The organism is Micromonospora sp. R77, assembly GCF_022747945.1.
In the GTDB taxonomy this organism is placed as follows: Bacteria; Actinomycetota; Actinomycetes; order Mycobacteriales; family Micromonosporaceae; genus Micromonospora.
Window position 1 is genome coordinate 4142700 of record NZ_JALDST010000001.1, and the last position, 25798, is coordinate 4168497.

The 25798-nt window shown below is 73.1% G+C and carries 18 protein-coding genes; 12 read left to right on the plus strand and 6 right to left on the minus strand.

Annotation, left to right across the window (positions count from 1 at the left end; genetic code table 11):
• Nucleotides 1-444 precede the first annotated feature (444 nt).
• The 3 genes from MRQ36_RS19605 to MRQ36_RS19615 all read right to left on the minus strand — a co-directional run bounded on the left by MRQ36_RS19605 (nucleotide 445) and on the right by MRQ36_RS19615 (nucleotide 5262).
• The gene (locus MRQ36_RS19605) at nucleotides 445-2049 is read right to left on the minus strand and encodes a metallophosphoesterase (RefSeq protein WP_242797494.1); all 1605 of its coding nucleotides are present in this window, start codon (nucleotides 2047-2049) and stop codon (nucleotides 445-447) included.
• A 156-nt stretch (nucleotides 2050-2205) separates the two neighbouring features.
• Nucleotides 2206-3312, minus strand: a complete 1107-nt coding sequence (locus tag MRQ36_RS19610) for a sorbosone dehydrogenase family protein (RefSeq protein WP_242801227.1) — start codon at nucleotides 3310-3312, stop codon at nucleotides 2206-2208.
• A gap of 135 nt (nucleotides 3313-3447) precedes the next feature.
• Nucleotides 3448-5262, minus strand: a complete 1815-nt coding sequence (locus MRQ36_RS19615; protein ID WP_242797496.1) for a SpoIIE family protein phosphatase — start codon at nucleotides 5260-5262, stop codon at nucleotides 3448-3450.
• Between the two features lie 161 nt (nucleotides 5263-5423).
• On the opposite strand from MRQ36_RS19615, the gene MRQ36_RS19620 reads away from it, so the two are divergent.
• The gene (locus MRQ36_RS19620; RefSeq protein ID WP_242797498.1) at nucleotides 5424-6350 is read left to right on the plus strand and encodes a 2-hydroxyacid dehydrogenase; all 927 of its coding nucleotides are present in this window, start codon (nucleotides 5424-5426) and stop codon (nucleotides 6348-6350) included.
• An 8-nt stretch (nucleotides 6351-6358) separates the two neighbouring features.
• On the opposite strand, the gene MRQ36_RS19625 is transcribed toward MRQ36_RS19620, so the two are convergent.
• On the minus strand, nucleotides 6359-6736 hold the full coding sequence (locus tag MRQ36_RS19625) for a PH domain-containing protein (RefSeq protein ID WP_242797500.1): 378 nt from the start codon (nucleotides 6734-6736) through the stop codon (nucleotides 6359-6361).
• 308 nt (nucleotides 6737-7044) lie between these two features.
• Here MRQ36_RS19625 and MRQ36_RS19630 point away from each other — a divergent pair, with 308 nt between their 5' ends.
• The 3 genes from MRQ36_RS19630 to MRQ36_RS19640 all read left to right on the plus strand — a co-directional run bounded on the left by MRQ36_RS19630 (nucleotide 7045) and on the right by MRQ36_RS19640 (nucleotide 9379).
• Nucleotides 7045-7704 (plus strand): hypothetical protein, encoded by a 660-nt coding sequence (locus MRQ36_RS19630; RefSeq protein ID WP_242797502.1) that lies wholly within the window; start codon nucleotides 7045-7047, stop codon nucleotides 7702-7704.
• Between the two features lie 85 nt (nucleotides 7705-7789).
• On the plus strand, nucleotides 7790-8002 hold the full coding sequence (locus tag MRQ36_RS33380; protein ID WP_278187555.1) for a hypothetical protein: 213 nt from the start codon (nucleotides 7790-7792) through the stop codon (nucleotides 8000-8002).
• Between the two features lie 210 nt (nucleotides 8003-8212).
• A complete protein-coding gene (locus MRQ36_RS19640; RefSeq protein WP_242797504.1) occupies nucleotides 8213-9379 on the plus strand; it encodes a bifunctional diguanylate cyclase/phosphodiesterase in 1167 nt (388 codons plus the stop codon).
• 28 nt (nucleotides 9380-9407) lie between these two features.
• On the opposite strand, the gene MRQ36_RS19645 is transcribed toward MRQ36_RS19640, so the two are convergent.
• The gene (locus MRQ36_RS19645; RefSeq protein WP_242797506.1) at nucleotides 9408-10427 is read right to left on the minus strand and encodes a LacI family DNA-binding transcriptional regulator; all 1020 of its coding nucleotides are present in this window, start codon (nucleotides 10425-10427) and stop codon (nucleotides 9408-9410) included.
• Between the two features lie 381 nt (nucleotides 10428-10808).
• Here MRQ36_RS19645 and MRQ36_RS19650 point away from each other — a divergent pair, with 381 nt between their 5' ends.
• From MRQ36_RS19650 to MRQ36_RS19670, 5 genes are all read left to right on the plus strand, one after another.
• The gene (locus MRQ36_RS19650; protein WP_242797508.1) at nucleotides 10809-12095 is read left to right on the plus strand and encodes an ABC transporter substrate-binding protein; all 1287 of its coding nucleotides are present in this window, start codon (nucleotides 10809-10811) and stop codon (nucleotides 12093-12095) included.
• Nucleotides 12096-12194: 99 nt separating this feature from the next.
• Nucleotides 12195-13208: a carbohydrate ABC transporter permease gene (locus tag MRQ36_RS19655; protein ID WP_242797510.1), complete on the plus strand. Its 1014-nt coding sequence runs from the start codon at nucleotides 12195-12197 to the stop codon at nucleotides 13206-13208.
• Nucleotides 13209-13264: 56 nt separating this feature from the next.
• Entirely contained in the window at nucleotides 13265-14107 is an 843-nt protein-coding gene (locus MRQ36_RS19660; RefSeq protein WP_374251156.1) for a carbohydrate ABC transporter permease, read from the plus strand.
• A complete protein-coding gene (locus MRQ36_RS19665; RefSeq protein WP_242797514.1) occupies nucleotides 14104-16545 on the plus strand; it encodes a glycoside hydrolase family 2 protein in 2442 nt (813 codons plus the stop codon). Before MRQ36_RS19660 ends, MRQ36_RS19665 begins: the two co-directional genes overlap by 4 nt.
• A 79-nt stretch (nucleotides 16546-16624) precedes the next feature.
• Nucleotides 16625-18610: a cellulase family glycosylhydrolase gene (locus tag MRQ36_RS19670; protein WP_242797516.1), complete on the plus strand. Its 1986-nt coding sequence runs from the start codon at nucleotides 16625-16627 to the stop codon at nucleotides 18608-18610.
• An 83-nt stretch (nucleotides 18611-18693) separates the two neighbouring features.
• Here MRQ36_RS19670 and ilvD read toward each other — a convergent pair whose 3' ends face one another.
• Complete coding sequence (ilvD, locus tag MRQ36_RS19675; protein ID WP_242797517.1) at nucleotides 18694-20541, minus strand: dihydroxy-acid dehydratase; 1848 nt, start codon at nucleotides 20539-20541, stop codon at nucleotides 18694-18696.
• Nucleotides 20542-20670: 129 nt separating this feature from the next.
• Between ilvD and MRQ36_RS19680 the strand changes: the two genes are divergently transcribed.
• The 3 genes from MRQ36_RS19680 to ilvN all read left to right on the plus strand — a co-directional run bounded on the left by MRQ36_RS19680 (nucleotide 20671) and on the right by ilvN (nucleotide 25711).
• Nucleotides 20671-23067, plus strand: a complete 2397-nt coding sequence (locus MRQ36_RS19680; protein WP_374251158.1) for a putative bifunctional diguanylate cyclase/phosphodiesterase — start codon at nucleotides 20671-20673, stop codon at nucleotides 23065-23067.
• Between the two features lie 241 nt (nucleotides 23068-23308).
• Nucleotides 23309-25195, plus strand: a complete 1887-nt coding sequence (locus tag MRQ36_RS19685) for an acetolactate synthase large subunit (protein WP_242797518.1) — start codon at nucleotides 23309-23311, stop codon at nucleotides 25193-25195.
• Nucleotides 25196-25711, plus strand: coding sequence for an acetolactate synthase small subunit (gene ilvN / locus MRQ36_RS19690; protein ID WP_242797519.1), 516 nt, complete (start codon nucleotides 25196-25198; stop codon nucleotides 25709-25711).
• Nucleotides 25712-25798: the final 87 nt, after the last annotated feature.

The window sequence follows — 25798 nt, forward strand, 5'->3', positions numbered from 1 at the left end:
ACGACCGGCGGCGCGCTGGACACCGACACCCGCAACGACCGGCGGCGCGTGGACGGCGCGCCGCCGGTCGGCAGTCCGCAGCCGGTGCGACGTCCCCGGGCGTTCGTCACGCTGGGTACGGTTCGGCTGGTTACCCCGAGTAGTCAGTCCTCGGGAGGTGGGCGTCCCACCTTCCGAGCCTTTGCTCTGCAGCCCCATACGCATCAGGTCGCTGACCTGCTGCTCCAGGTTTTCGCCGCTCTGCAGCCATCCGCGCAGCGGTCACCCAACGTCGCTGCTGCGCCGGTGGCTGCAGAGCAAAGGCAACCAGCCGGCACCCCGAACACAGGGATTCGGTCACCTTAAGTAGTCAGAGTGGCGCTCGACGCGGATGGACCTCGCCGCCAGCCCGCCGCGTCCGCCGGCCCGTCCGCCGGCCCACCCTTCCGCCGGCCCGCCTACCGGTCAGCCGGTCGTCGTCGGGCCGGCGGTCGGCGACTCCTGCGGGCCGCCCCGGGTCGGGGTGGGGGTCACCGGCACCTGGGCGCCCTTGGCCGGGTCCCGGATCACGTGCCGCTCCAGGTTCACCTGCGCCTGCCCGGTGCCGCCGACGGTGATGTCGTCGTACGCCTGGAGCAGTTTCTGCTGGTCGAAGTAGAGCACCGTCATCGACAGCGGGGTGGGCTTCTCGCCCTCCAGCCCGCGCAGCCCGGCCCCACCGGTGGAGCCCTCCACCATCAGCTGGGTGGGCTGCTTGTCCGGCACCTGCGGCAGCTTCGACACCTGCCGGGCGTGGGTGTGCCCGGCGAGCACCAGCGGACAGGTCCCGGAGAGCGGCCCCGCCGAGGCCGGGTCGTGCACCAGGGCGATGTTCACCGGGGCCGGCGAGTTGCGGACCGTGGTGGCGAGCTGCTCACCCGCGCCGATCACCTGGTCGGCGACCACCTTGGTGAGCCCGCTGCCGGCCGGTGAGGTCTCCTTGTCCGGGGTGAACCGGGGGTCGGGGATCCCGGCGACGGTCAACCCGGCCACCGTGGTGGTCGTGTTGTTCAGCACGATCGCGTTGGGCTGCTGGGCCACCGCCGCCGCAGTCCGCGCCGAGTCGTGGTTGCCGCGGATGTAGACGTACGGCTTCTTGAGCAGGCCGATCGAGCCGACGAAGGACGCCTCCGGCTCGCTGCCCCAGTCGGTGATGTCGCCGGTGTCGATCACCACGTCGATGCCGAACTGCTCCACCACGGTCCGGATCAGCTGCCAGCCGGTCGGGTTGAGGTGCATGTCGGAGACGTGCAGCACTCGCGTGGTGCCGGGGGCCGGCTCGTAGACCGGCAGCGCGGAGACGGTGGTGTAGAGCTGGCTGACGTTGCCGACCAGCCGCTGGAGCTGCTCGGCGTACTTGGTGTAGTCGTTGGCGATCCGGCGGGCGTCGCCGACGATGGCCGGCGCGTTGACCAGCAGCCCCTCGTAGCGGGGTTCCTCGATGGCCTGCGGGCGGATGGTCGCCGCGGCCAGCCCGAGGCTGCCGGCGGTCACCGCCAGCGACAGACCGCCGGCCCAGGCCGTCCGCCGGACGTCCCGGAACACCAGCGCGGCCAGCAGCAGGGCGGCCAGCACCGCGCCGGCGAGGGTACGCAGCCCGAGGCGCAGCACGCCGGCCCGGACGTCCTGCACGGCGGACTGGCTGGCCCGGCTGATGCTCGCCGGGTCGTCGATCAGCGCCTCGGTACGCCCCTGATCCAGCGAACCGAGCTGCACGGTCAGCCGCGTCGGCCCGTCGTGGCTGTTCAGCAGCAGCGCGCCCAGCGGCGGGACGTTGACGGTGGTGCCACCCTCCAGGGCCGGGGTCAGGCTGAGCTGGGCCCGGAACGGTCCGATGTCGGTGCCGACGTGCCCCCCGGCGTACGTGCCGATGACCGCCCCGGTGAGGGCGACCGCCAGGACGGCCAGCGCCACGCCGAGCCGGCGCAGTCGGCCGCGGACCACCGGCCGCCCGCGCAGCGACCAGCGCCGGGTACGCCCGGTCGCCGGTGTGTCACCGGTGCGCGGCTGCTCGTTCTCCTGACCGTCCATGCTGAGATTCTGACCTGCCCGTAGAAGGATCTTGACAAACCTGCGGTAAGGCGACCCGATTCACCGGGTCTCGGCCCGAGGCGGCGGTTCCCCGGAGGCGCCGGTTCCGCCCGAGGCGGCCCTGCGTCTTCCGCCCGAGGCGGCCCTGCGTCCCGGTCAGCTGCGTCCCGCGCCGCCGCCCGCGAAGACCAGCCGCAGGATCCGGTCGTCCTCCGGCGACGGCTGCCCCCGACCGTCACGGTTGGAGGTGGTGACCCAGAGCGAGCCGTCCGGGGCGGCAGCCACCGCGCGCAGCCGGCCGTACTTGCGGGTGAGCAGTTCGCGGGGCTGACCGAGCACGGTGCCGGTGTCGGTGAGCTCGACCAGCCAGAGCCGCTGGCCGCGCAGGCAGGCGGTGACCAGCAGCCGCTGCGCCGACGCCAGGCCGGAGCAGGAGGCATCCGTCGTGCGCCACTGCACGATCGGGTCGACGTAGCGCTTGTCGCCGGCGCGCCCCTCGACCTGGGGCCAGCCGTGGTTGGCGCCGGGGGTGATCAGGTTGATCTCGTCCCAGGTGTTCTGGCCGAACTCCACCGCGTACATCCGCTTGGCGGCGTCCCAGGCCATGCCCTGCACGTTGCGGTGGCCGAGCGACCAGACCGGCGAGCCGGCGACCGGGTTGCCGGGGGCCGGCTTCCCGTCCCGGGTCACCCGCAGGATCTTGCCGCCGAGGCTCTTCGGGTCCTGCGCGGCCGCCTGCCGGCCGGCGTCGCCGGTGCTGACGTAGAGCTGACCGTCCGGACCGAAGGCGAGCCCGCCGCCGTCGTGGTTGGCTGCGGCCGGGATGCCGGTGAGGATCGGGGTGGGGCGACCGCCCGACTCCAGCCGGGCGACCCGGTTGTCCTGCTTCGTCGTGTAGTAGACGAAGACCGTGCGGTCGGTGGCGTACGCGGGGGAGACCGCGATGCCGAGCAGGCCGCCCTCGCCGCCGGCGGCCACGTCGGGGATCGTCTGCACCACGGTGACGGTGAGCCCTTCCGGCCCGGACTCGGGGCCGACCTTGAGGATCCGGCCGCTGTCCCGCTCGGTGACCAGCGCGCCCCCGTCGGGCAGGAAGGCGATCGCCCACGGCACCCGGAGCCCCTTGGCCAGCACCGTGGCCACCACCTGCTGGTCCGCGCCGCCCGGCGCGGCGGTCGCCGACGGGGTCGGCAGGTTCGGCGGCTCACCGGCCGGGTCCGGCGCCGGCTCGCCGAACGCACAGCCGGCGGTGCCGAGCAGCAGCGCCGCGCACGACGCGGCGAGCGTCGCCGGAGGCGGCCGGTGCGAGGGTACGGGGACGGGCGCTCACCCGGCCCAGCGTAGCCGGCACGGGGCCGCCCGTCCGGGCGCGACGGATCCGAGCGGTGCCGGCCGGGGTCAGCGCGCCCGCAACGCGAGCAGGGCGACGTCGTCCTCGCGGGCGTGCGCGGCGGCGAGCAGCCGGTCGCAGAGCTCGCCGAGCGGCAGCGTCGCCGTGCCGGCGAGCCGGTCGAGCAGCTCGGCGGTGCCCTCGTCGATGGTGCGGTCGCGGCGCTCGGTCAGCCCGTCGGTGTAGAGCAGCAGCGTGTCACCCTTGGCCAGGGTCAGCTCGCGGCTGGCCCGGCTGATCGGGCGGGACAGGCCGAGCAGCGGCTCGCGGTGCGCGTCGAGCACCTCCACCCCGTCGTCGGCGCGGATCACCAGCGGCGGCGGGTGGCCGGCGTTGCACCAGCCGACCGTGAGCCCACCGGTGGCGTTCCGGCGGATCCGGGTCAGCACGGCGGTGGCCACGGTCCCGATCCGCAGCCCGCGGATCGCGTCGTCCAGGTGGGTGAGCAGGTCACCGGCCGCGTCGGTCCGCCCGTACGCGTTGCCCCGGACGAGGTTGCGCAGCTGGCCCATGGTGGCCGCCGCCTCGATGTCGTGACCGGCCACGTCACCGATCGCGGCGATCAGGTCGCCGTCGGGCTGGACGAAGGCGTCGTACCAGTCGCCGCCGACCTCGACCCGGTCGGCGGCGGGCAGGTAACGGGCGGCCAGCTCGACCTCGGTGCTCTCCGGCAACAGCGGCAGCATGCTGTGCTGGAGCACCTCGGCGACGTGCCGCTGCTCGCTGTACATCCAGCTGTTGCCGACCGCCTGGCCGGCGCGGCGACCGATGTCCAGCACGGTGTGCAGGTCACCGTCGTCGAACGCGCGCCGCCGGCCGCCGTTGACCAGGGTGATGCAGCCGATGGTGATGCCCCGGCCGCCGGCCGCCGTGATCGGCACGCTGAGGTGGGAGGCGAACCCGAGTCGCTCGGCCAGCGGCGGCATCTCGGGGTGAGTGGTGCCGCGCACCACGTCGTCGAGGCCGCCGGGGTCGCCCAGCACCGGCCGGCCGGTCCGCAGCACCGCCCGGGTGATCGACTCGGGGCCGAGGCCGGTGAGCATCAGCTCGGCGAAGCGGGCCATCTCGGGGCCCAGCGCCGGGTCGCGGTGCACCGCGGAGACCGTACGGGGGGTGCCGGCCGGGTCGACCAGGGTGATCAGGCACCAGTCGGCCAGCAGCGGCACCATGGCGTGGCCGAGCCGGTCGACCGCGGTGGCGATGTCCAGCGTGCCGGCCAGGGTCTCGCTCATCCCGGCCAGCATGGCGAGCCGGTCGTGTGCCTCCTCGGCCCGTCGCCGGGCCTCCTCGGCGCCCTCCAGCGCGATCCGCAGCCGCAGCTCCGACGAGCAGGCGGCGGCCAGGTCCGCGAGGGTACGCAGCTGCTCGGCCGTCCAGGCCCGGGGCTTGCTGTCGATCGCGCAGAGCGAGCCGAGGACCCGGCCGTCCAGGTCGGTGAGGGGAATGCCGGCGTACGCGATGACGCCCAGGTCCTCGATGGCGAGGTTGCGGCGGACCTGCGGGTAGAGCCGGGCGTCCGGCAGCACCATCGGCACCTCGATGTCGACGACGTGCTGGCAGAAGGAGTGGCTCAACGGGGTCTGCCGGCGGGCCGCCCACGGCTCCGGCAGGCCGACCGCGCCGGGGAAGAACTGCCGGTCGGCGGTGACCAGGCTGACCAGCGCGACGGGCACCTCGAGCAGGTCGCTGACCAGGCGGGCGAAGCGGTCGAAGGCCTCGTCGGGTGCGGCGTCCAGCCGGGTCTCGGCGAGTGCCCGCAGCCGCTCGGGGTCCGCCAGCGCCGCGAACCGCGCAGCGGGACGTTCCGGCGTTCCTTCGGTCATCGACCACCCTGTCTGCACCGCGGAACGCCGGCCGACGCCCCGATCATCCGTTATACCCGGCCGCCGGCGCGATCGCCCTGCCGGAGCCGCCGTCGTCCTGGTCACGTCGAGTGGTACGCCGTCCCGGCGGCACCGACGGCCGGCGGCTAGGGTCGGCGGTCGTGAAGGTATGGATTCCGCACCCCGCCGGCCGGTCCCTCCTCGGCGAGCTGCCGCCGGGCGTGACCGTGGAGCTGCTGGCGGACCCGGCGCGGCTGCCCTCGTCGCCGGCGGACGTACGGTTCTGGGTGCCGCCGTTCCTCGCCGGGCCCGGCACCACCGGGCTGCTGACCGAGCTGCCCGACCTCCGGGTGGTGCAGCTGCTCTCCGCCGGGGCGGACGCCTGGGCCGGCCGGGTCCCGGCGGGCGTGACCCTCTGCGACGCGCGCGGCGTGCACGACTCGTCCACCGCCGAGTGGGTGGTCACGGCGATCCTGGCCCAGTTGCGCGGCTTCGGTCCGCTCGCCCGCGCCCAGGGCCGGGGCGAGTGGGCGTTCGACGAGGTGGCCCCGACGGACGAGCTGGCCGGCAAACGGGTGCTGATCGTCGGCGCGGGGTCGATCGGCGCGGCGCTGCGGGCCCGGCTGGCCCCGTTCGAGGTGACCTTCACGCTGGTGGCCCGGACGCCCCGCCCGGCGCAGGGTGTGCACGGCGTGGCCGAGCTGCCCGCCCTGCTGCCGGAGGCGGACGTGGTGGTGCTGCTGGTGCCGCTGACCGAGCAGACCCGGGGGCTGGTCGACGCGGCGTTCCTGGCCGCGATGCCGGACGGGGCGCTGCTGGTGAACGCCGCCCGTGGCCCGGTGGTGGACACCTCCGCCCTGGTCGCCGAGCTGACCACCGGACGACTGCGCGCCGCCCTGGACGTCACCGACCCGGAGCCGTTGCCCGCCGGCCATCCCCTGTGGGGACTGGAGAACGTGTTGCTCACCCCGCACGTCGCCGGCTCGGTACGCGGCCTGCTGCCGCGCGCCTACCGCCTGGTGGGGGAGCAGCTGCGCCGGTTCGTCGCGGGTGAGCCGCTGACCAACACGGTGGTGGACGGCTACTGACCCGGCCGTCAGCGGTTCGGGTCCGGCAGTTCCTGGCCGGTCGCGGCGACCAGCCGGGGCAGGTCGGCGGCCCGGACGGCGGGCAGGAGCACCTGCTGGCCGTCGTCCAGTCGGGCGGCCACCCGGCCGCGCGGGTCGGTGACCAGCTCGGCGACCCGGTCCCAGGCGATCCGGCGTTGCCCGGCGACGGCCCGCAGGCGCAGCTCGCGCGGGTCGGCGTCGGTGCCGGCGCGCCACGCCCAGACGGCGACGGCGAGCGGGAGCAGCAGCACCCAGGACAGCCACCAGCGGGCGGTGGCCAGCGGCAGCGCGCCGATGAACGCGACGATCGCCGCGACCAGGATCGCCTGGTTGTGCCGGAAACTGACGGTGTCGGCGGGAGTCACGACCCGATGATCGCACCTCGGCCGGTCCGCGTACCGGTCGGGCGGTGGACCGGTGACCGGCGCGACCTATGTGATCGGGGTCACTCAGTCTGAGCCGTAACCACCTCGGGGATGGGTCGTTTGGAGGCGTGGTAGCGCCGGGTCTCCCCGCCCGTCGCTGCGTCCGTGTCCGTTCCGCTCCCGACCGTTCGACCCCGCACGTCGTTCCGCAACCGCCCCGCCCCGTGCCCCTCACGAAGGCGACCGCCGTGCCCGTCGCGTACCCCTCCGGCCCTCCGCGCCGCCGCCCGCTCCTACCCGAGCTCGTCGTGCTCGCGATCGGGGCCCTTTTCGTCCTCGCCGGCCTCGCCGGTCTCGTCCCGCCACCCGCCGCCCTGGCGCTCGCCGTCGCCGCCGGCTGTGCCGTCGCCTGCGTCCGACTCTCCTGGCTGGCCGGCGCCCCACCGACGGTGCTCGTTCCGCGCGCCGCTACCGCCCCACCCGCAGCGCCGGGTCCACGCGCCGCGCCCGGTCCGCGCACAGTGCCCGCTCCGCGCGCCGCGCCCGGTACGCCCCGGCGGAGAGCGCTGCCCCGCCGGGTGGTCGCGCTCCTCGACGCCGCCGTGCTGGCGGTCGGGCTCACCGTCGCCGTGCTGCCGCTGACCGGCCCGGCGCAGCGGGTGCCGGTCGTCCTCGCCGGGCTGGCCGTGGCCGGCCCGCTCTACGCGGCCGGGCTGCTCGGCCTGCCCGGCCGGTCCCGGCTGCCGGCCCGGACCGGCTGCGCCGCGTCGTCGACGTCGTCGGCCTCGGCGTCAGCCTGGTCTTCGCCGGCTGGGTGCTGGTGCCGCCCGGCGTGGCTCCGGTGGCGGCCCGGCTGGCCACCGTCGCCGGTGGGGCGGGGCTCGCGGTGCTGGTGGTGGGCGCCCTCGCCGACCGGCGACGCCGCCCCGGCACGGCGCTCTGCCGCTGCGGCGCGGCGGCTGCCCTGACCGGCCTGGCCGTCCTGGTGGTGCTGCTGGCCTACCGGGCCCCGGACCGGGCCACCCTGGCCGTCGTGCCGCCGCTGCTCGGGGGGTGCTGCTCACCGCCGTGGGCGCCCGCCGCACGGCGGCCGGCGATCCGCCCCGCCCCGACGCTCCGGCGGCGGCCTGGCCCCGGGTGACCGCCCCGGCCGGGGTGGCCGCGCTCGCCGCCGCCGGACACCTCGCGACGGTCGGTGAGTTCACCACCCCCGCCGTCGCGCTCGGGCTGGCGGTGATCCCGCCGATGGTGCTCAGGAGCTGCTGACCGTCGTCGACCAGCGACGCCGGGCGGAGCGGCTCGCCGACCGTGAGGCCCGGCTGCGGGACCTCGTGCGGGACGCGGACGAGCGCGACCGGCTGGCCCGTACGGTGCACCGGCTCGCCGTCACCGACCAGCTGACCGGGCTGGCCAACCGGGCCGAGCTGCTGCGGGAGCTGGCCCGATGGGGGCCGGGGCGCCGCCGGTGCGCTGCTCGTGGTCGACGTGGACGGGCTGAGCGGGGTCAACGACGAACACGGGCACCCGGCCGGCGACCGGGTGCTGGTCGAGGTCGCCCGCCGGCTCCGCGCCGGCTGCGGGCCCGGCGACCTGGCCGTACGGCTGGCCGGCAGCGAGTTCGCGGTGCTCGCCGCCACCGGACCGGTGCTGGCGTACGGGCTGGGTGCCCGGCTGCTGGCCGCGCTGACCGAGCCGTGTCCGGTGCCGGGCGGGACGGTCGTGCTGCGGGCCAGCATCGGGCTCGCCGAGACCGGCGCCGGTGCCCCGGAGGACGTGCTGCGCCAGGCCGACCTGGCCCGCCGCCGGGCGGTGCAACTGGGTCGGGACCGGGTCGAGTGGTACGACGCCTATCTGGAGGAGCAACTGGTCCGCCGGCTCGACCTGGAGCGGGAGCTGCCCGGCGCGGTGGCCCGGGGCGAGCTGGACCTGGTCTACCAGCCGGTGCTCGCGCTCGCCGACCGGCTGCCGGTGGGCACCGAGGCGCTGCTGCGCTGGCGCAGCCCCGCGCTGGGCACCGTGCTGCCGGCGGAGCTGCTGCCGGTGGCGGAGGATCTGGGCCTGGTGGGCGAGGTGGGCCGCTGGGTGCTGGACCGGGCCTGCCGGCAGCTCGCCGACTGGTCGGAGGGGGGCCGCCGGCTCTGGATGTCGGTGAACGTCACGCCCCGCGAGCTGACCGCGCCGGACTTCGTGCCGTCCACCGCGACCGCCCTGGCCGCGTACGGGGTGCCGGCGGACCTGTTGGTGGTGGAGTTGGCCGAGCCGGCGGTGGCCGCCGACCTGCCGACCGTGGTGGCCCGGCTGGCCGGGCTGCGGTCGCTGGGCGTCCGCACCGCGCTGGACGACTTCCGGGCCGAGCACGCCTCCCTCGCCCAGCTCCGTCGGCTCCCGATCGACCTGTTGAAGGTCGGTCCGCACCTGGTCGGGGCGACCGGTGACGGGCACCGTCCGCTGATCGACGTGGTGGTGAACCTCGGTGACCGGCTGGGGCTGGACGTGGTGGTCGAGGGCTTGGAGTCCGATGCGCAGGTCGCCGGGGCGCGCCGCGCCGGTTGCCGTTACGGCCAGGGTTTCGCGCTGGCCCGCCCGGCGACCGCCGAGCGGGTGGAGGCCTGGTTCGAGGAGTTTCCGTCGGCTTCCCACTGACGGTTCGTTCAGTATTTGCTGAACCGGTTCATCTCACCCGGGGCGGTGCGGTGCTGCCGCGCGGCGTGAGGTGCGCCGTCTCGTCCTGCAGGCCGGTCACCGGCTCCCCGGCGATCACCGCCAGCAGCTGCCGGGCGGCGTGCGCGCCGTACGCCGGGATGTCCCGGCCCAGCGCGGTCAGCGGCGGGTGCACCAGCTGGCAGAGCGGAGAGTCGTCCCAGGCGACGATGGAGAGGTCGCCGGGGACGGCGAGCCCCATCTCCTGCGCCACGGAGAGCCCGGCGATCGCCATCACGTCGTTGTCGTAGATGACCGCGGTCGGCCGCTGCGCGGAGCTGAGCAGCCGGCGGGTGGCCCGCGCGCCCTCCTCGCCGGTGTAGTCGGACCAGACGGTCGTCGCCTCGTCCAGGCCGAGCCGCCGGCACACGTCGGTGAACGCGTCGCTGCGGATCTCGGTGTGCAGCAGCGAGGGCAGGCCGCCCACCCGGGCGATCCGCCGGTGGCCGAGCGCGACCAGGTATTCCACGGTCTCCACCAGGGCGGCGGCGTCGTCGGACCAGACGCTGGCCAGCGTGCCGGTGTGGCCCGGGCCGCCGATCACCACGGCGGGCAGTTGCAGCTCCTCCAGGGCGGGCACCCGTCGGTCGTCGGTCCGTAGGTCGCAGAGGAAGACGCCGTCGACCCGCCGCTCGGCCCACCAGCGCCGGTAGACCGCGATCTCGGCGTCCTGGTCGGCCACCACCTGGAGGGTGAGCGCGTACGAACGGGCGGAGAGTTCGGCCTCCACGCCGCTGATCAGCTCCATGAAGAACGGCTCGATGCCCAGTATCCGGGCGGGCCGGCACAGCGCCAGGCCGACCGCCTTGGCGGTGGCGCCGGAGAGCGCCCGGGCGGCGCTGCTGGGGCTGAAGCCGATCTCGGCGGCGATCGCCAGGATCCGTTGCCGGGTCGCGTCCGAGACGCCGGGCTGCCCGTTCAGCGCGTACGACACGGCGCCCTTGGAGACCCCGGCCCGCCGGGCGACATCGGCGATGGTCGGCCGCTTCACCGGCGCTCCTCCACTGTCCGGCCCCTCGGGGCGGGTCGTCGTCCGCCGGGGTGTCCGGCGGTCGTCACGCTACTGCACCGGGCCCGGCCGGCGGGTGGGCGCGCCGGGCCTCCGGGCTGAACCGTGCAGCCCGGCACTTGCGCGGTTAAGCGTACGGCCTCACCCACCGGTCTCCGCCACCCCGGAGGGGCACGAAATTGCGCCGGAGAGCGCTTCACCACGCATGAGCGCGCTCCCACGAACACGGGAAGGTTACGGCACGGCCACGGCGTTAACCGCCCGTTGACAGTGCTAAGACGGGACCGTACGGTGGCCTCACTTATCCGGTTCAGTCAACGTCTCTCGATCTCGGGAGCGTTCCCATATGGCGCGGAGGATGACATGAGACGGTCCTGGTTCCACTGGGCCCGGGCGACGGCGATCGGTGCCGTCAGCCTGGTCATGGTCGCTGCGTGCAGCGGCAACAGCGGCAACGGCGGCAGCTCCGACTCGGCCGGTGGGCCGGTCACGTTGAAAATCAACTTCTGGGGTGACTTCGGCCTCCAGGACCTCAAGACCAAGTACGAGGCCGAGCACCCGAACGTCAAGATCCAGCTGAACTCGGGCGAGTACAACGCCCAGCACGAGGACCTGCAGAAGAAGCTGATCGCCGGCTCCGGCGCCCCGGACATCGCGGCGATCGACGAGGGCTTCATGGTCCAGTTCCGCGGTCAGTCCGACAAGTTCGTCAACCTGCTCGACAAGGGCGCCGGCAAGTACGAGAGCAAGTACCTGCCCTGGAAGTGGAAGCAGTCGCTCACCCAGGACGGCAAGACCCAGATCGGTCTCGGCACCGACGTCGGTGGCCTGGCCATGTGCTATCGGAGCGACCTGTTCAAGGCCGCCGGGCTGCCCACCGAGCGCGACCAGGTCTCCGCGCTCTGGCCCACCTGGGACAAGTTCATCGAGGTCGGCCAGCAGTACACCAGCAAGACCAACAAGAAGTTCATCGACTCGGGCACCAACCTGTTCAACCCGATCCTCGGGCAGCAGCCGGTCGGCTTCTACAACGAGCAGGACCAGCTCCAGATGGACGGCGGCCCGAAGGTCGCCTTCGACTACACCGTCAAGGCCGTCCAGGCCGGTCTCTCGGCCAACCTGGCCAGCTTCCAGGCCGACTGGGACAAGGGCTTCACCAGCGGCTCCTTCGCCGTGCTGGCCTGCCCGGCGTGGATGCTCGGCCACATCAAGGACACCGCCCCCGGCACCCAGGGCAAGTGGGACATCGCCGCGGTCCCCGGTGGCGGCGGCAACTGGGGCGGCTCGTTCCTGACCATCCCCAAGCAGGGCAAGCACGTCGACGAGGCGTACAAGCTGCTGGAGTGGCTGGTCCAGCCCGAGCAGCAGATCGAGATCTTCAAGAAGGTCGGTAACCTGCCGTCGCAGCCGGCGCTCTACGCCGACCCGGCGATCGCCGACTTCAAGAACCCGTTCTTCAACAACGCGCCGGTCGGGCAGATCTTCCCGAAGATGGCGCAGGGCCTCACCCCGCAGTACCTGGGCAAGAAGAACGGCCCGACCCGGGTGGCGGTCGAGAACGTCATCATCCGCGTACAGAACAAGACCCTGAAGCCGGACGCCGCGTGGGCGGAGGCGGTCAAGGAGGCCGACAAGGCCAGCAAGTCCTGACGCACCGGTGACCGGTGGCGGGGTGGGCCCGGCCCGCCCCGCCACCGCCCGGGCGTCGCCGAGTTCCCACCCGTCACCTCACCGGCCCTGGAGTGTCCTATGTCCACCACCCGTGCCGCACCCGCGCCGTCGAGCCACCGAGCCGCGCCGGAGCGCGGCCGCTCCGGGGGCGACGACCGGCGGCTCACCTGGCGCAACCGGCTGTACCGCTTCGACATGCGCTACATGCCGTACCTGATGATCGCCCCGTTCTTCCTGATCTTCCTCGTCTTCGGGCTGTTCCCGCTGCTGTTCAACGGCGTGGTATCGCTGCGCAACTACCGGCTCGACGACCCGACGCTGCCGTACTGGGCCGGCGTGGAGAACTTCAGCAAGCTCTTCGGTGACGAGGACTTCTGGAACGCCCTCTACAACACCTTCGGCATCTTCCTGCTCTCCACGGTGCCGCAGCTGCTGCTCGCGCTGGTGGTCGCCTCGCTGCTCAACCGCAAGCTGCGGGCGCAGACCTGGTGGCGGGTGAGCATCCTGCTGCCGTACGTGACCCCGATCGTCGCGTCGACGATGGTGTTCAGCGTCTTCTTCTCCCGCGACTTCGGCATGGCGAACTGGGTGCTCGGCCTCCTCGGCCTGGGCGGCGGGGACACCCCGATCGACTGGCGGGCCGACAAGCCGCACTCCTGGATCGCCATCGCCACCATGGTCAACTGGAAGTGGATCGGCTACAACGCGCTGCTCTATCTGGCCGCGATGCAGTCCATCTCCAAGGACGTCTACGAGGCCGCCGCGATCGACGGCGCCGGCCCCTGGAAGCAGCTCTGGCGGATCACCGTGCCGTTGATCCAGCCGATCATCGTCTTCACCGTGGTGCTCTCCACCATCGGTGGCCTCCAGCTCTTCACCGAGCCGATGCTCTTCGACCTCAACTCCCAGGCCGCCACCGGCGGACCGAACGGCGAGTGGCAGACCATCGGCCAGCTCATCTACAAGGTCGGCTGGAAGGACCTCAACCTCGGCTACGCCGCCGCGATGTCCTGGGCCCTGTTCGTGATCACCCTGCTCATCGCCGGCCTCAACACCCTGCTGACGAACCGACTGGCCGGAGGGCGCAAATGACCGCCGTGGCACCCCCGCGTCCCGCCGTCGCGGGCAAGCGGAAGCGGCCGACCCTGATGGGACGGGCACCGCAGGACACCCCCGCCGGCCTCTGGACCTATCTGCTGCTGTCGGTGACGTTCCTCTTCGCCGCGTTCCCGCTGTACTGGATGTTCGTCATCGCCACCAGCAACGACGAGGCGCTGGCGAAGCTGCCGCCCGCGGTGATCCCCGGCAACCAGTTCATGGTCAACGTCAACGAGGTCTTCTCCCTCCAGGACGTCTACTTCGCCGCCTCCCTGGTCAACAGCCTCATCGTCTCCACCGTGGTGACCGCCTCGGTGCTGTTCTTCTGCTCGCTGGCCGGCTTCGCCTTCGCCAAGCTGCGGTTCAAGGGCAGCCGGGTGCTGATGCTCATCGTGGTGCTCACCCTCACCGTGCCGAACCAGCTCGGCGTGGTGGCGCTCTACATCGTGATGAGCAAGCTCGGCTGGAACGGCACCCTGCTCGCGGTCATCGCCCCCGGCCTGGTCACCGCGTTCGGCGTGTTCTACATGCGCCAGTTCATCGTCAACACCGTCCCGGACGAGCTGGTCGAGTCGGCCCGGATGGACGGGGCCTCCACCATGCGGGTGTACGCCAACATCGTGCTGCCGGCGATCCGCCCGGCCCTCGCGGTGCTCGGCCTGCTCACCTTCGTGGCCACCTGGAACGACTTCCAGTGGCCGCTGATCACGTTGAGCGGCACCGACTTCCCGACCTCGATGGTGGCGGTCTCCGACCTGGCCAGCGGCAACTACGTGATCTACCGGCGGGTACTGGCGGGCGCGTTCATCGCCACCGTGCCGCTGCTGGTGATGCTGTTCATCGGTGGACGTCAGATCGTCCGCGGAATCATGGAAGGCGCGGTGAAGTCGTGAGCCAGCACGCGTTGCACGAGGGTTGGGTGCTGCGGGCCGTCCCCGGCCCGCAGGTGCCGCCGGAGATCGCCGACCAGGCGGTGCCGGCCACAGTGCCCGGCTGCGTGCACACCGACCTGCTCGCCGCCGGCCTGATCCCCGACCCCTACCTGGACGACAACGAGACCCGGCTGGCCTGGATCGGGCGCACCGACTGGGTCTACGAGACCACGTTCGCCTGGCAGCCCGGCGACGACGACCGGGTCGACCTGGTCTGCGCCGGCCTCGACACGGTCGCCACGGTCACCCTCAACGGCACCGAGGTCGGCCGGACCGAGAACCAGCACCGCGGCTACCGCTTCGACGTGGGCGCGCTGCTGCGGCCCGGCGCGAACACGCTGACCGTCCGCTTCGACTCGGCGTACCGCTATGCGGAGGCGCACCGGGACCGGCTGGGCGACCGGCCGAACGCCTACCCGGAGCCGTTCCACTTCATCCGCAAGACGGCCTGCAACTTCGGCTGGGACTGGGGTCCGACCGTGGTGACCGCCGGCATCTGGCAGGAGATCGGGCTGCACGCCTGGTCCACCGCCCGGCTGGCCACGGTCCGCCCGGTGGTCACCGTCGACGGCGACACCGGGACGGTGGAGCTGCACGTCGAGGTGGAGCGGGCGGCCGACGCGCCGGTCACCGTGCGGGCCGCCGTCGCGGGCGCTACCGGCGAGGTCACCGTGCCGGCGGGGGAGCGCACGGCCGTGCTGACCGTCACCGTCCGCGACCCCGAGCTGTGGTGGCCCCGGGGGTACGGCGAGCAGGCCCTGCACCAGCTCGACGTGACCCTCTGCGCGGCGGACGGCCGTACCCTGGACGCCTGGTCCCGCCGGATCGGCTTCCGCTCGGTACGCCTCGACACCACCCCCGACGCGCACGGCACCCCGTTCGTCCTGCACGTCAACGACGTGCCGGTCTTCGTCAAGGGCATCAACTGGATCCCCGACGACGCCTTCCCCAACCGGGTCACCCGGAAGCGGCTGGCGCAGCGGTTCCGCCAGGCCGCCGACGCCAACATCAACCTGCTCCGGATCTGGGGCGGCGGCCGGTACGAGTCGGACGACTTCTATGAGCTGGCCGACGAGGCGGGTCTGCTGGTGCAGCAGGACTTCCTCTTCGCCTGCGCCGCGTACCCGGAGGAGGAGCCGTTCCGCTCCGAGATCGAGGCGGAGGCGCGCGAGCAGGTCACCCGGCTGGCCGCGTACCCGTCGCTGGTGCTCTGGACCGGCAACAACGAGAACATCTGGGGCTGGCACGACTGGGACTGGCAGGAGCCGCTCGCCGGCCGCACCTGGGGGCGCGGCTACTACCTGGAGCTGCTGCCGGCGATCGTCGGCGAGCTGGACCCGGCCCGGCCGTACTGGCCGGGCAGCCCCTGGTCCGGCAGCGAGGACGTGCACCCGAACGACCCGGCGCACGGCACCATGCACATCTGGGACGTCTGGAACGACGACGACTACACGAAGTACCGCGAGTACGTGCCGCGCTTCGTCGCCGAGTTCGGCTACCAGGCGCCCCCCACGTACGCGACGCTCCGCCGGTCGATCTCCGACGAGCCGCTGGCGCACGACTCGCCCGGCATGGCGCACCACCAGAAGGCGATCGACGGGGACCTGAAGCTCCAGCGAGGGCTGGACGCGCACCTGCCGGTGCCCGCCGACTTCGACGACTGGCACTACCTGACCCAGCTCAACCAGGCCCGCGCCATCCAGCTCGGGGTGGAGCACTTCCGGTCCCACCGGCCGGTCTGCATGGGGACCATCGTCTGGCAGCTCAACGACTGCTGGCCGGTCACCTCCTGGGCGGCGGTCGACGGGGACGGCCGCCGCAAGCCCCTCTGGTACGCGCTGCGCCGCGCGTACGCCGACCGGCTGCTGACCGTGCAGCCGCGCGACGGCGGGCTGGCCGTGGTGGCGGTCAACGAGACCGGCGAGGCGTGGACCGGGCCGGCCACGGTCACCCGGGTCACGCTGACCGGGGAGCCGAGGGCGAAGACCTCGGTGGAGCTTTCCGTCCCGGCGTACTCCTCGGTGGTGCTGCCGCTGCCGGCGGAGCTGGCGCGGCCGGACGAGGCCCGGCGGGAGCTGCTGGTCGCCGAGGCCGGCGACACGGCGGAGCGGGCGCTCTGGTTCTTCGCCGAGGACCGCGAGATCGACTGGCCGGCGGCCGACCTGGACGCGTCGGTGGAGACCGGGGACGGCGGCCAGCGGGTCCGGGTGACCGCCCGGAGCGTGCTGCGCGACCTGGCCCTCTTCCCGGACCGGCTGGACCCGTCGGCGCAGGTCGACCAGGCCCTGGTCACCCTCCTGCCGGGTGAGTCGGTCACCTTCGCCGTGCACGCCGACCGCCCGCTGGACCCGACCGCCCTCACCACCCGCCCCGTCCTGCGCTGCGTCAACGACATCTGAAAGGAGGGGCCCCTTCTTAACGCCTGGTGCATAGGAAGGGGCCCCTGCTAACACGTTCCTTCACTCCGAGAGGAAGTCGATGAAGAGAAGGCTGGCCGGCGTACTGCTGGCCCTGGCCGGGCTGATCGCGGCGACCGGCGTGTCGGCCGCGCCCGTCGCGGCGGCCGCCGACCGCACCGGCGGCGGCTTCGTGGTGCGCAAGGGTGACCAGCTCTTCCTGGACGGCAGGCCGTTCCGGTTCGCCGGCACCAACAACTACTACCTGGAGTACAAGTCGCACCGGATGGTCGACGACGTCTTCGCCGACGCGAAGGCCGCCCGGTTCACCGTGCTGCGGCACTGGGGCTTCCTCGACATCGGCAACGCCGACGACACCAACTCGGTCTCCGGCAAGTCCGACGGGGTGTACCTCCAGTACTGGGACGGCACGAAGCCCGCCTACAACGACGGTCCGGACGGATTGCAGCGCCTCGACTACGTGCTCTACGCCGCCCGCCGGGCCGGCATCAAGGTGGTCGTCCCGCTCACCAACAACTGGCGTGACTTCGGCGGCATGGACCAGTACGTCCGCTGGCGCGGCGGCACCCACCACGACGACTTCTACACCGACCCGGTGATCCGCGGCTGGTACCGGGACTGGATCTCGCACGTCCTGAACCGGGTCAACCCGCTGACCGGCGTCGCCTACCGCAACGATCCGACGGTCATGGCGTGGGAGCTGGCGAACGAGCCGCGCTGCAAGGGCTCCGGGGTCTATCCCACCTCGCCGACCTGCACCACCGACACGCTCACCCGCTGGGCCGACGAGATGAGCCGGCACGTCAAGGCCGTCGACCGGCACCACCTGGTCGGCGTCGGCGACGAGGGCTTCTTCTGCGACGACCCGGCCGCGCCGGAGTGGACGGTCAACTGCGGCGAGGGCGTCGACTCGGTCGCCCTGGCGAAGCTGCCGGCCGTCGACCTGATGGGCTACCACCTCTATCCCGACGCGTGGAGCAAGGACGCCGACTGGGGCACCGCGTGGATCGAGCGGCACAGCCGGGAGGCCGAGGCGGTCGGCAAGCCGGTCGTGCTCGGTGAGTTCGGCCTCGCCGACAAGGCCACCCGCAATCCGGTCTACCAGCAGTGGACCGACGCGGTGATCCGCAGCGGCGGCACCGGCTTCCTCTACTGGATCCTCTCCGGCGTCCAGGACGACGGCACCCCCTACCCGGACTACGACGGCTACACCGTCTACTGCCCCAGCCCGGTCTGCACCACGCTGGCCAACGCGGGCGACGCCATCCGGCGCGGCCCCCGGCCGCGCCCGCCGGTCGCCGACCACGACACCGCGACCACCCAGGCCGGCACGCCGGTCACCCTCACCCCGACGAGCAACGACATCGCGTACGCCGGTCCGGTCCGGCCGTCCACCATCGACCTCGACCCGATCGCGTACGGCCAGCAGCGGGTCGCCCCGGTCGTCGGCGGCTCGTTCGCGCTGACCGCCTCCGGTGCGGTGGTCTTCACCCCGGCCGACGGGTTCCAGGGCAAGGCGGCCGGGCGGTACACCGTCCGGGATGCCGCCGGCCGGGTGTCCAACCCCGCCGACCTGACCGTCACCGTCAAGCCCGCGCCGGGTGACCCGATCCGGCTCGCCTCCTGGGAGACCGGGGTGGAGGGCTGGGCGCCGGGCAGCTGGCAGACCGACGCCGGCACGGTCGCGCAGACGTCGGACTTCGCGACCGAGGGCAGCCACGGCCTGGAGGTGGCGGCCACCGGCGGCGGCTGGTTCGGGGTGACCCTGCCGGCCCCGGTCGACCTGTCGGCGAAGGCGACCCTGAAGTACGACCTGCGGACCTCGGCGACCGCCGGTACCTCGACGGCGATCGCTCTGCAGACCGGCTCCGGCTTCGCCTGGTGCCAGTCGACGTTCGGCTGGGTGGGGCAGGGGACCAGCACCACGGTCGAGGTGGACCTGCTCAACCAGCTGTCCTGCGACGCGGCGGCCCTCGCCGACGTACGCGGGGTGCTGATCTGGGTCAGCCCCGGCACGCACGACCTGGACAACCTCCGCGCCGAGTGACCCGGCCGGCCGAAAGCAATGTCGGCGACGTGGCGGTTTCCCGGACCCGGGCTGCCGCCACGTCGCCGATCTGGCGTCGGCCCCTACTCCGGGACGCGGCGGTAGGCGCCGTCGCTGGCCGAGGTGGCCATCGAGGCGTACGCGCGCAGCGCCGCCGACACCGGGCGCTGCCGGTCGGCCGGGGTGTAGGGGCGGTCGCGCTTCTCCTCGGCGACCCGGCGCGCCTGCAGCTCGTCGGCGGGCACGTTCAGCTCGATGGAGCGGTTCGGGATGTCGATGACGATCTCGTCGCCGTCGGTGACCAGGGCGATCAGCCCGCCCGAGGCGGCCTCGGGGGAGACGTGCCCGATGGAGAGGCCGGAGGTGCCGCCGGAGAAGCGGCCGTCGGTGAGCAGCGCGCAGGCCCGGCCCAGCCCCCGGCCCTTGAGGAAGGAGGTGGGATAGAGCATCTCCTGCATGCCGGGGCCGCCCTTCGGGCCCTCGTACCGGATGACCACCACGTCCCCGGCGACCACCTGCTTGGCCAGGATGGCCGTCACCGCGTCGTCCTGCGACTCGTAGACCTTCGCCGGGCCACGGAAGGTCAGGCACTCCTCGGGCACGCCGGCGGTCTTCACCACGCAGCCGTCCGGGGCCAGGTTGCCGTGCAGGATGGCCAGCCCGCCGTCCGCGCTGTAGGCGTGGGCGAGGTCCCGCACGCACCCGCCGGTCGCGTCGGTGTCCAGCGTGGACCAGCGGTTCTCGGTGGAGAAGGGCTGGGTGGTACGCACCCCGCCGGGGGCGGCGTGGAACAGTTCGATCGCCTCGGGCCGGGCGGAGCCGCCGCGCACGTCCCAGTCGGCGAGCCACTCGCCGAGCGAGGGGGAGTGCACGGCGTGCACGTCCCGGTGGAGCAGGCCGGCGCGGTCCAGTTCGCCGAGGATGGCCGGGATGCCACCGGCCCGGTGCACGTCCTCCATGTGGTACTGCGGCGAGTTCGGCGCGACCTTGGCCAGGCAGGGCACCCGGCGGGAGATCGCGTCGATGTCGGCGACGGAGAAGTCCAGCTCGGCCTCCCGGGCGGCGGCGAGCAGGTGCAGGATCGTGTTGGTCGAGCCGCCCATCGCCACGTCCAGGGCGACCGCGTTCTCGAACGCGGCCCGGCTGGCGACCGCGCGGGGCAGCACCGAGGCGTCATTGCCGTCGTACCAGCGCTTGGCGATCTCCACGACGGTGCGGCCGGCCTCGACGAAGAGCGACCGGCGCGCGGCGTGGGTCGCGAGGGTCGAGCCGTTGCCCGGCAGGGCCAGGCCGATCGCCTCGGTGAGGCAGTTCATCGAGTTGGCGGTGAACATGCCCGAGCAGGAGCCGCAGGTGGGGCAGGCGGAGCGCTCGATCTCGCCGAGCTGGTCGTCGGTGACGGCCTCGTTGGAGGAGGCGATCATCGCGTCGATCAGGTCGATCTTGGAGTGCACGATCCCCTCGATGGCCACCGTCTTGCCGGCCTCCATCGGCCCGCCGGAGACGAACACGGTGGGGATGTTCAGCCGCAGCGCGGCCAGCAGCATGCCCGGGGTGATCTTGTCGCAGTTGGAGATGCAGACCAGGGCGTCCGCGCAGTGCGCGTTGACCATGTATTCGACCGCGTCGGCGATCAGCTCTCGGCTGGGCAGCGAATAGAGCATGCCGCCGTGGCCCATCGCGATGCCGTCGTCGACCGCGATGGTGTTGAACTCGCGGCCCACGCCGCCGGCCTCGGCCACCGCGTCGGCGACCAGGCCGCCCATGTCCTTGAGGTGTACGTGACCGGGGACGAACTGGGTGAAACTGTTGGCGATGGCGACGATCGGCTTGCCGAAGTCGTCGTCGGTCATCCCGGTGGCCCGCCAGAGGGCCCGGGCACCGGCCATCGTCCGACCGTGGGTGGAGGTCTTCGACCGCAGCTCAGGCATGGCTACCAGTCTGACACCGTCACCGGCGGCGCTCCCGGCCGTGCGTGCCGTGTCCCAACAGATGCACACCCGGTCCCCCACCGCAGGGGTGGATCCGGCACAGTTGAGGGCGTGCACTTCCCCCCGGGCATGGTCGCCGCCGCACTGCTGAGCGCGCTCGCCGCCGCCGGCGCAACCGCACTGCTCGCCGCGTCCGCCCGTCGGCGCAGCGGCCCGCACCGGCAGGCCCACCTGCTGCTCGCCACGGGTGCCGGGATCACCCTGCTCAGCCTCCTCGTCGGGGCCGCCGTGACGGTGTTCGACACCGGGCACTGGGCCCAGCACCAGGGGCAGCGGATGGGCTGGGCGGGTCTGGTCTCGGTCGGCACGGCGCTCGGCGGGGCGGCGCTCGGTGCGGCCGTGCTCCGGTTGCCCGGGGCCGCCGCCACCGCGTCGGCCACCGTCCGGCTGCTGCTCGACGCTCTGATCATCGCCAGCTCGCTCTGGTTCGTCGGTTGGGTGGTCTTCTCGGAGCCGACCCGGCTGCTCGGCGCGGCCACGCCGGTGGCCTGCGTACCGATCCTGCTGGCCACGGTGAGCGCGGCGCTCGCCGCCGGACTGGCGCTGATCGTGGTGCTGCGGGCCGCCGGCCCCCGGGGCCGGGTCGCCCTGCTCGGGGCCGGCATCACCGCGACCACCGTCGGCGGGCTCGGTCTCTCCGCCGGGCTCTGCCAGTCCGGCGGGGGGCTGGCGCTGACCGGCGCCGCCCTGCTGGCCGCCGGGCTGCTGGGCGTCGCGCTGGCCGTGCACCGGGTCGACCCGCTCGGCCCGGTGGACGTCGACCTGATCCGCCGCGACGGCGAGTACGCCTTCGTGCCGATGGCCGCGATGGCCGCCTCGGCCATGTACCACCTCTTCCAGGGCGGCCGGTTCGACGCGTTCGGCATCATCGCCGGCAGCATGGAGGGGTTCGCCCTGGTGGCCCGGCAACACCTGACCCTCAGCGACGTGCGCGGCTACGCCGGCCGGCTGGCCGAGCGCGAGGCGCACTTCCGGGAGTTGGCGCACACCGACCCGCTGACCGGCCTGGCCAACCGGCGGGGGCTGCTGCGCGCGCTGCAACGCTGCGCCGAGGCGGACGTGCCGTGCGTGCTGCTCGGGCTCGACCTGGACGGCTTCAAGAACGTCAACGACATGCGCGGGCACGACGTCGGCGACGCGGTGCTGGCCGAGGTGGGCGTGCGGCTGCGCGGCAACCTGCGTCCCGGTGACCTGGCCGCCCGGCTGGGCGGTGACGAGTTCGCGGTGCTGATGCACGGCCGGCCGGCCGACGCGGACACCGTCGCCGAACGGCTGCTCGGGGTGCTCGGGCGTCCGTACGAGGAGCCGGACGGGCCGGTCTTCCTCTCGGTCAGCATCGGCGTGGCCGGGCGTTCCGGCCAGGAGGACGTGGAGCTGCTGCTGCGCAACGCCGACCTGGCGCTGCGCTATGCCAAGCAGCGCGGCAAGAACCGGATCGAACGCTACGACGCGACCTACGACCAGCTGCTGCGCCGGCGTACCCGGCTGGAGCACGAGTTGCGCGGCGCGATCGACCGGGACGAGCTGCGGTTGGCGTTCCAGCCGGTCGCCTCGCTGCCCTCGGTACGCCCGGTCGGTGCCGAGGCGCTGCTGCGCTGGCGTCACCCCGAGCTGGGCAACGTCCGCCCGGACGAGTTCATCCCGCTGGCCGAGGAGTGCGGGATGATCGCCCCGCTCGGCGCCTGGGTGCTGCACCAGGCCTGCTACCAGCTCTCCCGCTGGCTCGCCGACGGCCACGACGTCTGGGTGTCGGTGAACGTCTCGCCGCGCGAGCTGCACGCCCCGGAGTACGTGGTCCAGGTCGCCGAGGCGCTGCGCGCGCACCACGTGCCCCCGCAGCGGCTGGTGCTGGAGGTCACCGAGCACGCCGTCGCCACCGACCTGGACGAGCTGATCCGGCGGCTGACCGCGCTGCGGCTCACCGGGGTCCGGATCGCGCTGGACGACTTCGGCGCCGGCTACTCCTCCCTGGGGCAGCTGCGCCGGCTGCCGATCGACATCCTCAAGATCGACCACAGTCTGGTGGCCGAGCACGAGCCGGTCCGGCCGGTCGGGCAGGACGGCCCGGCCTTCGCCCCGATGGTCGACATCGTCATGCGGCTGGGCCACCAGCTCGGCCTGGAGGTGATCGCCGAGGGGGTGACCAACCCGACCGAGCTGGCCGCGGTGGTCGCCGCCGGCTGCCGGTTCGGGCAGGGTGCGCTCTTCGGCTGGGGGGTGCCGGCCGAGCACCTGGAGGCGATGCTGGAGGCGGCCACCTCGCCGGGTGCCCGCCCGGCGGTGCTGCCGCCGGCACCGCCGGCCGTCCCGGTCCGCCCGGCCCCGTCGCCGCTGCTGCCCCGGCTGCGTTCGCACCCGCCCGCGGTGGTCCCGCCGGTGCCCGCCCAGCGGCCCCCGGTGGAGGGATCCGCGCAGGTGGAGACCGCTGCGAACGACGGCTCCGACCCGACACGCCCACGTTCGTGAACCAAAATGTGGGATCAGTTGACTCATCGCTTGAGATGCGTCAGGCTTGGCCCATGTCGTCGAACCGGTCGCTGCGAGTACTTACCTGAGCGCACTCTCCCCTCGTGAGAGTGCGCTGGCCCCGTGCATCTGCACGAGGGCCGTTTTTGTTGCCGTCGGACTCCACCTCGGGGCGGGCCCCGCCCGCGTCGCACCTTCCTGAACGAGCCTCACCCACTCCAGCCGAAGGCCTGAACCCGCCATGACGAGACCCACGCCAGAGACCCTCGCCCACTCCGCCCGCCGCGCCCGCCCGGCCACCGAGCCGGCGGGTGACGCCGATCACGCTCCCGCACCCCGCGGCGGCGCCGTCCCCGCCGCCCCGGCGGTACGGCAGTCGGCCCCGGCGCAGACCTCCGGCGCCGGTTCGCTGGTGCGGTCGCTCGAGGCGCTCGGCGTCGACGTGGTCTTCGGCATCCCGGGCGGCGCGATCCTGCCGGCGTACGACCCGCTGTACGACTCCACGGTCCGGCACATCCTGGTCCGGCACGAGCAGGGCGCGGGACACGCCGCCACCGGCTACGCGCAGGCCACCGGCAAGGTCGGCGTCTGCATCGCCACCTCCGGCCCGGGCGCGACCAACCTGGTCACGCCGATCGCCGACGCGTACATGGACTCGGTGCCGATGGTGGCGATCACCGGGCAGGTGGCCCGCCCCTCGATCGGCACCGACGCCTTCCAGGAGGCGGACATCCAGGGCATCACCCTGCCGATCACCAAGCACAACTTCCTGGTGCAGACCCCGGAGGAGATCCCGCAGGTCCTCGCGGAGGCGTTCCACCTGGCCTCGACCGGCCGGCCCGGCCCGGTCCTGGTGGACATCCCGAAGGACGTCCTCCAGGCGCAGACCACCTTCGCCTGGCCGCCCACCCTCGACCTGCCCGGCTACCGGCCGACCCTGCACCCGCACGGCAAGCAGATCCGGGAGGCCGCCCGGCTGATGACCAGCGCCCGCCGCCCGGTGCTCTACGTCGGCGGCGGCGTGCTCAAGGCCGGCGCGACCGACTCGCTGCGGCGGCTGGCCGAGCTGACCGGCATCCCGGTGGTCACCACGCTGATGGCGCTCGGCGCGTTCCCCGACTCGCACCGTCAGCACCTGGGCATGCCCGGCATGCACGGCACCGTGGCCGCCGTCTACGGCCTGCAGAAGTCCGACCTGATCGTGGCGCTCGGCGCGCGCTTCGACGACCGGGTCACCGGCCGGCTCGACTCGTTCGCGCCGGACGCCACGGTGGTGCACGCCGACATCGACCCGGCCGAGATCGGCAAGAACCGGCACGCGGACGTGCCGATCGTCGGCGACGCCCGGCACGTGATCGACGAGCTGATCGCGGCGGTCACCACCGAGCGGGCGGCCCATCCCGCCGCCGACCTCGGCGACTGGTGGACCCAGCTCGACGACCTGCGGGACCGTTACCCGCTGGGCTACGAGGAGCCGGCCGACGGCACCCTCTCCCCGCAGTACGTGATCAAGCGGCTGGGCGAGATCGCCGGACCGGACACGATCTTCGTGGCCGGGGTGGGGCAGCACCAGATGTGGGCCAGCCAGTTCATCTCGTACGAGAAGCCGTACACCTGGTTGAACTCCGGCGGCCTCGGCACCATGGGGTACGCGGTGCCGGCGGCGATGGGCGCCAAGGTCGGCAAGCCCGACACGGTGGTGTGGGCGGTGGACGGCGACGGCTGCTTCCAGATGACCAATCAGGAGCTGGCCACCTGCGCGCTGGAGGGCATCCCGGTCAAGATCGCCGTGATCAACAACGGCAACCTGGGCATGGTCCGGCAGTGGCAGACGCTCTTCTACAACGAGCGCTACTCCAACACCGAGCTGGGCACCCACAAGCACCGCATCCCGGACTTCGTGAAGCTCGCCGAGGCGCTCGGCTGCGTCGGCCTGCGCTGCGAGAACGCCGCCGACGTGGACTCCACGATCGAGGCCGCGATGGCGATCAACGACGCCCCCGTCGTGATCGACTTCACCGTCGGCAAGGACGCCATGGTGTGGCCGATGGTGGCCGCCGGCACCAGCAACGACGAGATCATGTTCGCCCGGGGCGTCCGCCCCGCCTTCGACGAGGACGAGCTCTAAATGACTCTGCACACGCTCTCCGTGCTCGTGGAGAACAAGCCCGGTGTCCTGGCCCGGGTCTCCGGGCTGTTCTCCCGGCGCGGGTTCAACATCGACAGCCTCGCCGTGGGCGAGACCGAGAACCCGGACGTCTCCCGCATCACCATCGTGGTGAACGCCGAGTCGTCGCCGCTGGAGCAGGTCACCAAGCAGCTCAACAAGCTGGTCAACGTACTCAAGATCGTGGAGCTGGACCCGCAGGTCTCGGTGGCCCGCGAGCTGCTCCTGGTCAAGGTCCGCGCGGACCGTGCCGCCCGGGCGCAGGTGCTGGAGACGGTCGGCCTGTTCCGGGCCCGGGTGGTCGACGTCGCACCGGACACGCTGACCATCGAGGCCACCGGCACCCCCGACAAGCTCGACGCGCTGCTGCGCGACCTCGAGCCCTTCGGCATCAAGGAGATGGTCCAGTCCGGCACCGTGGCGATCGGGCGCGGCTCGCGCTCCATCACCGCCGGGCCGTCGCTCCGCGCCGCCTGAACCCACCCCATCGCGCCGACGCCGCCGCGCCGCCGGGAAGCACACGCACAAGTCCACGACGGGCCGCTCGGACCGCCGTACGAAAGG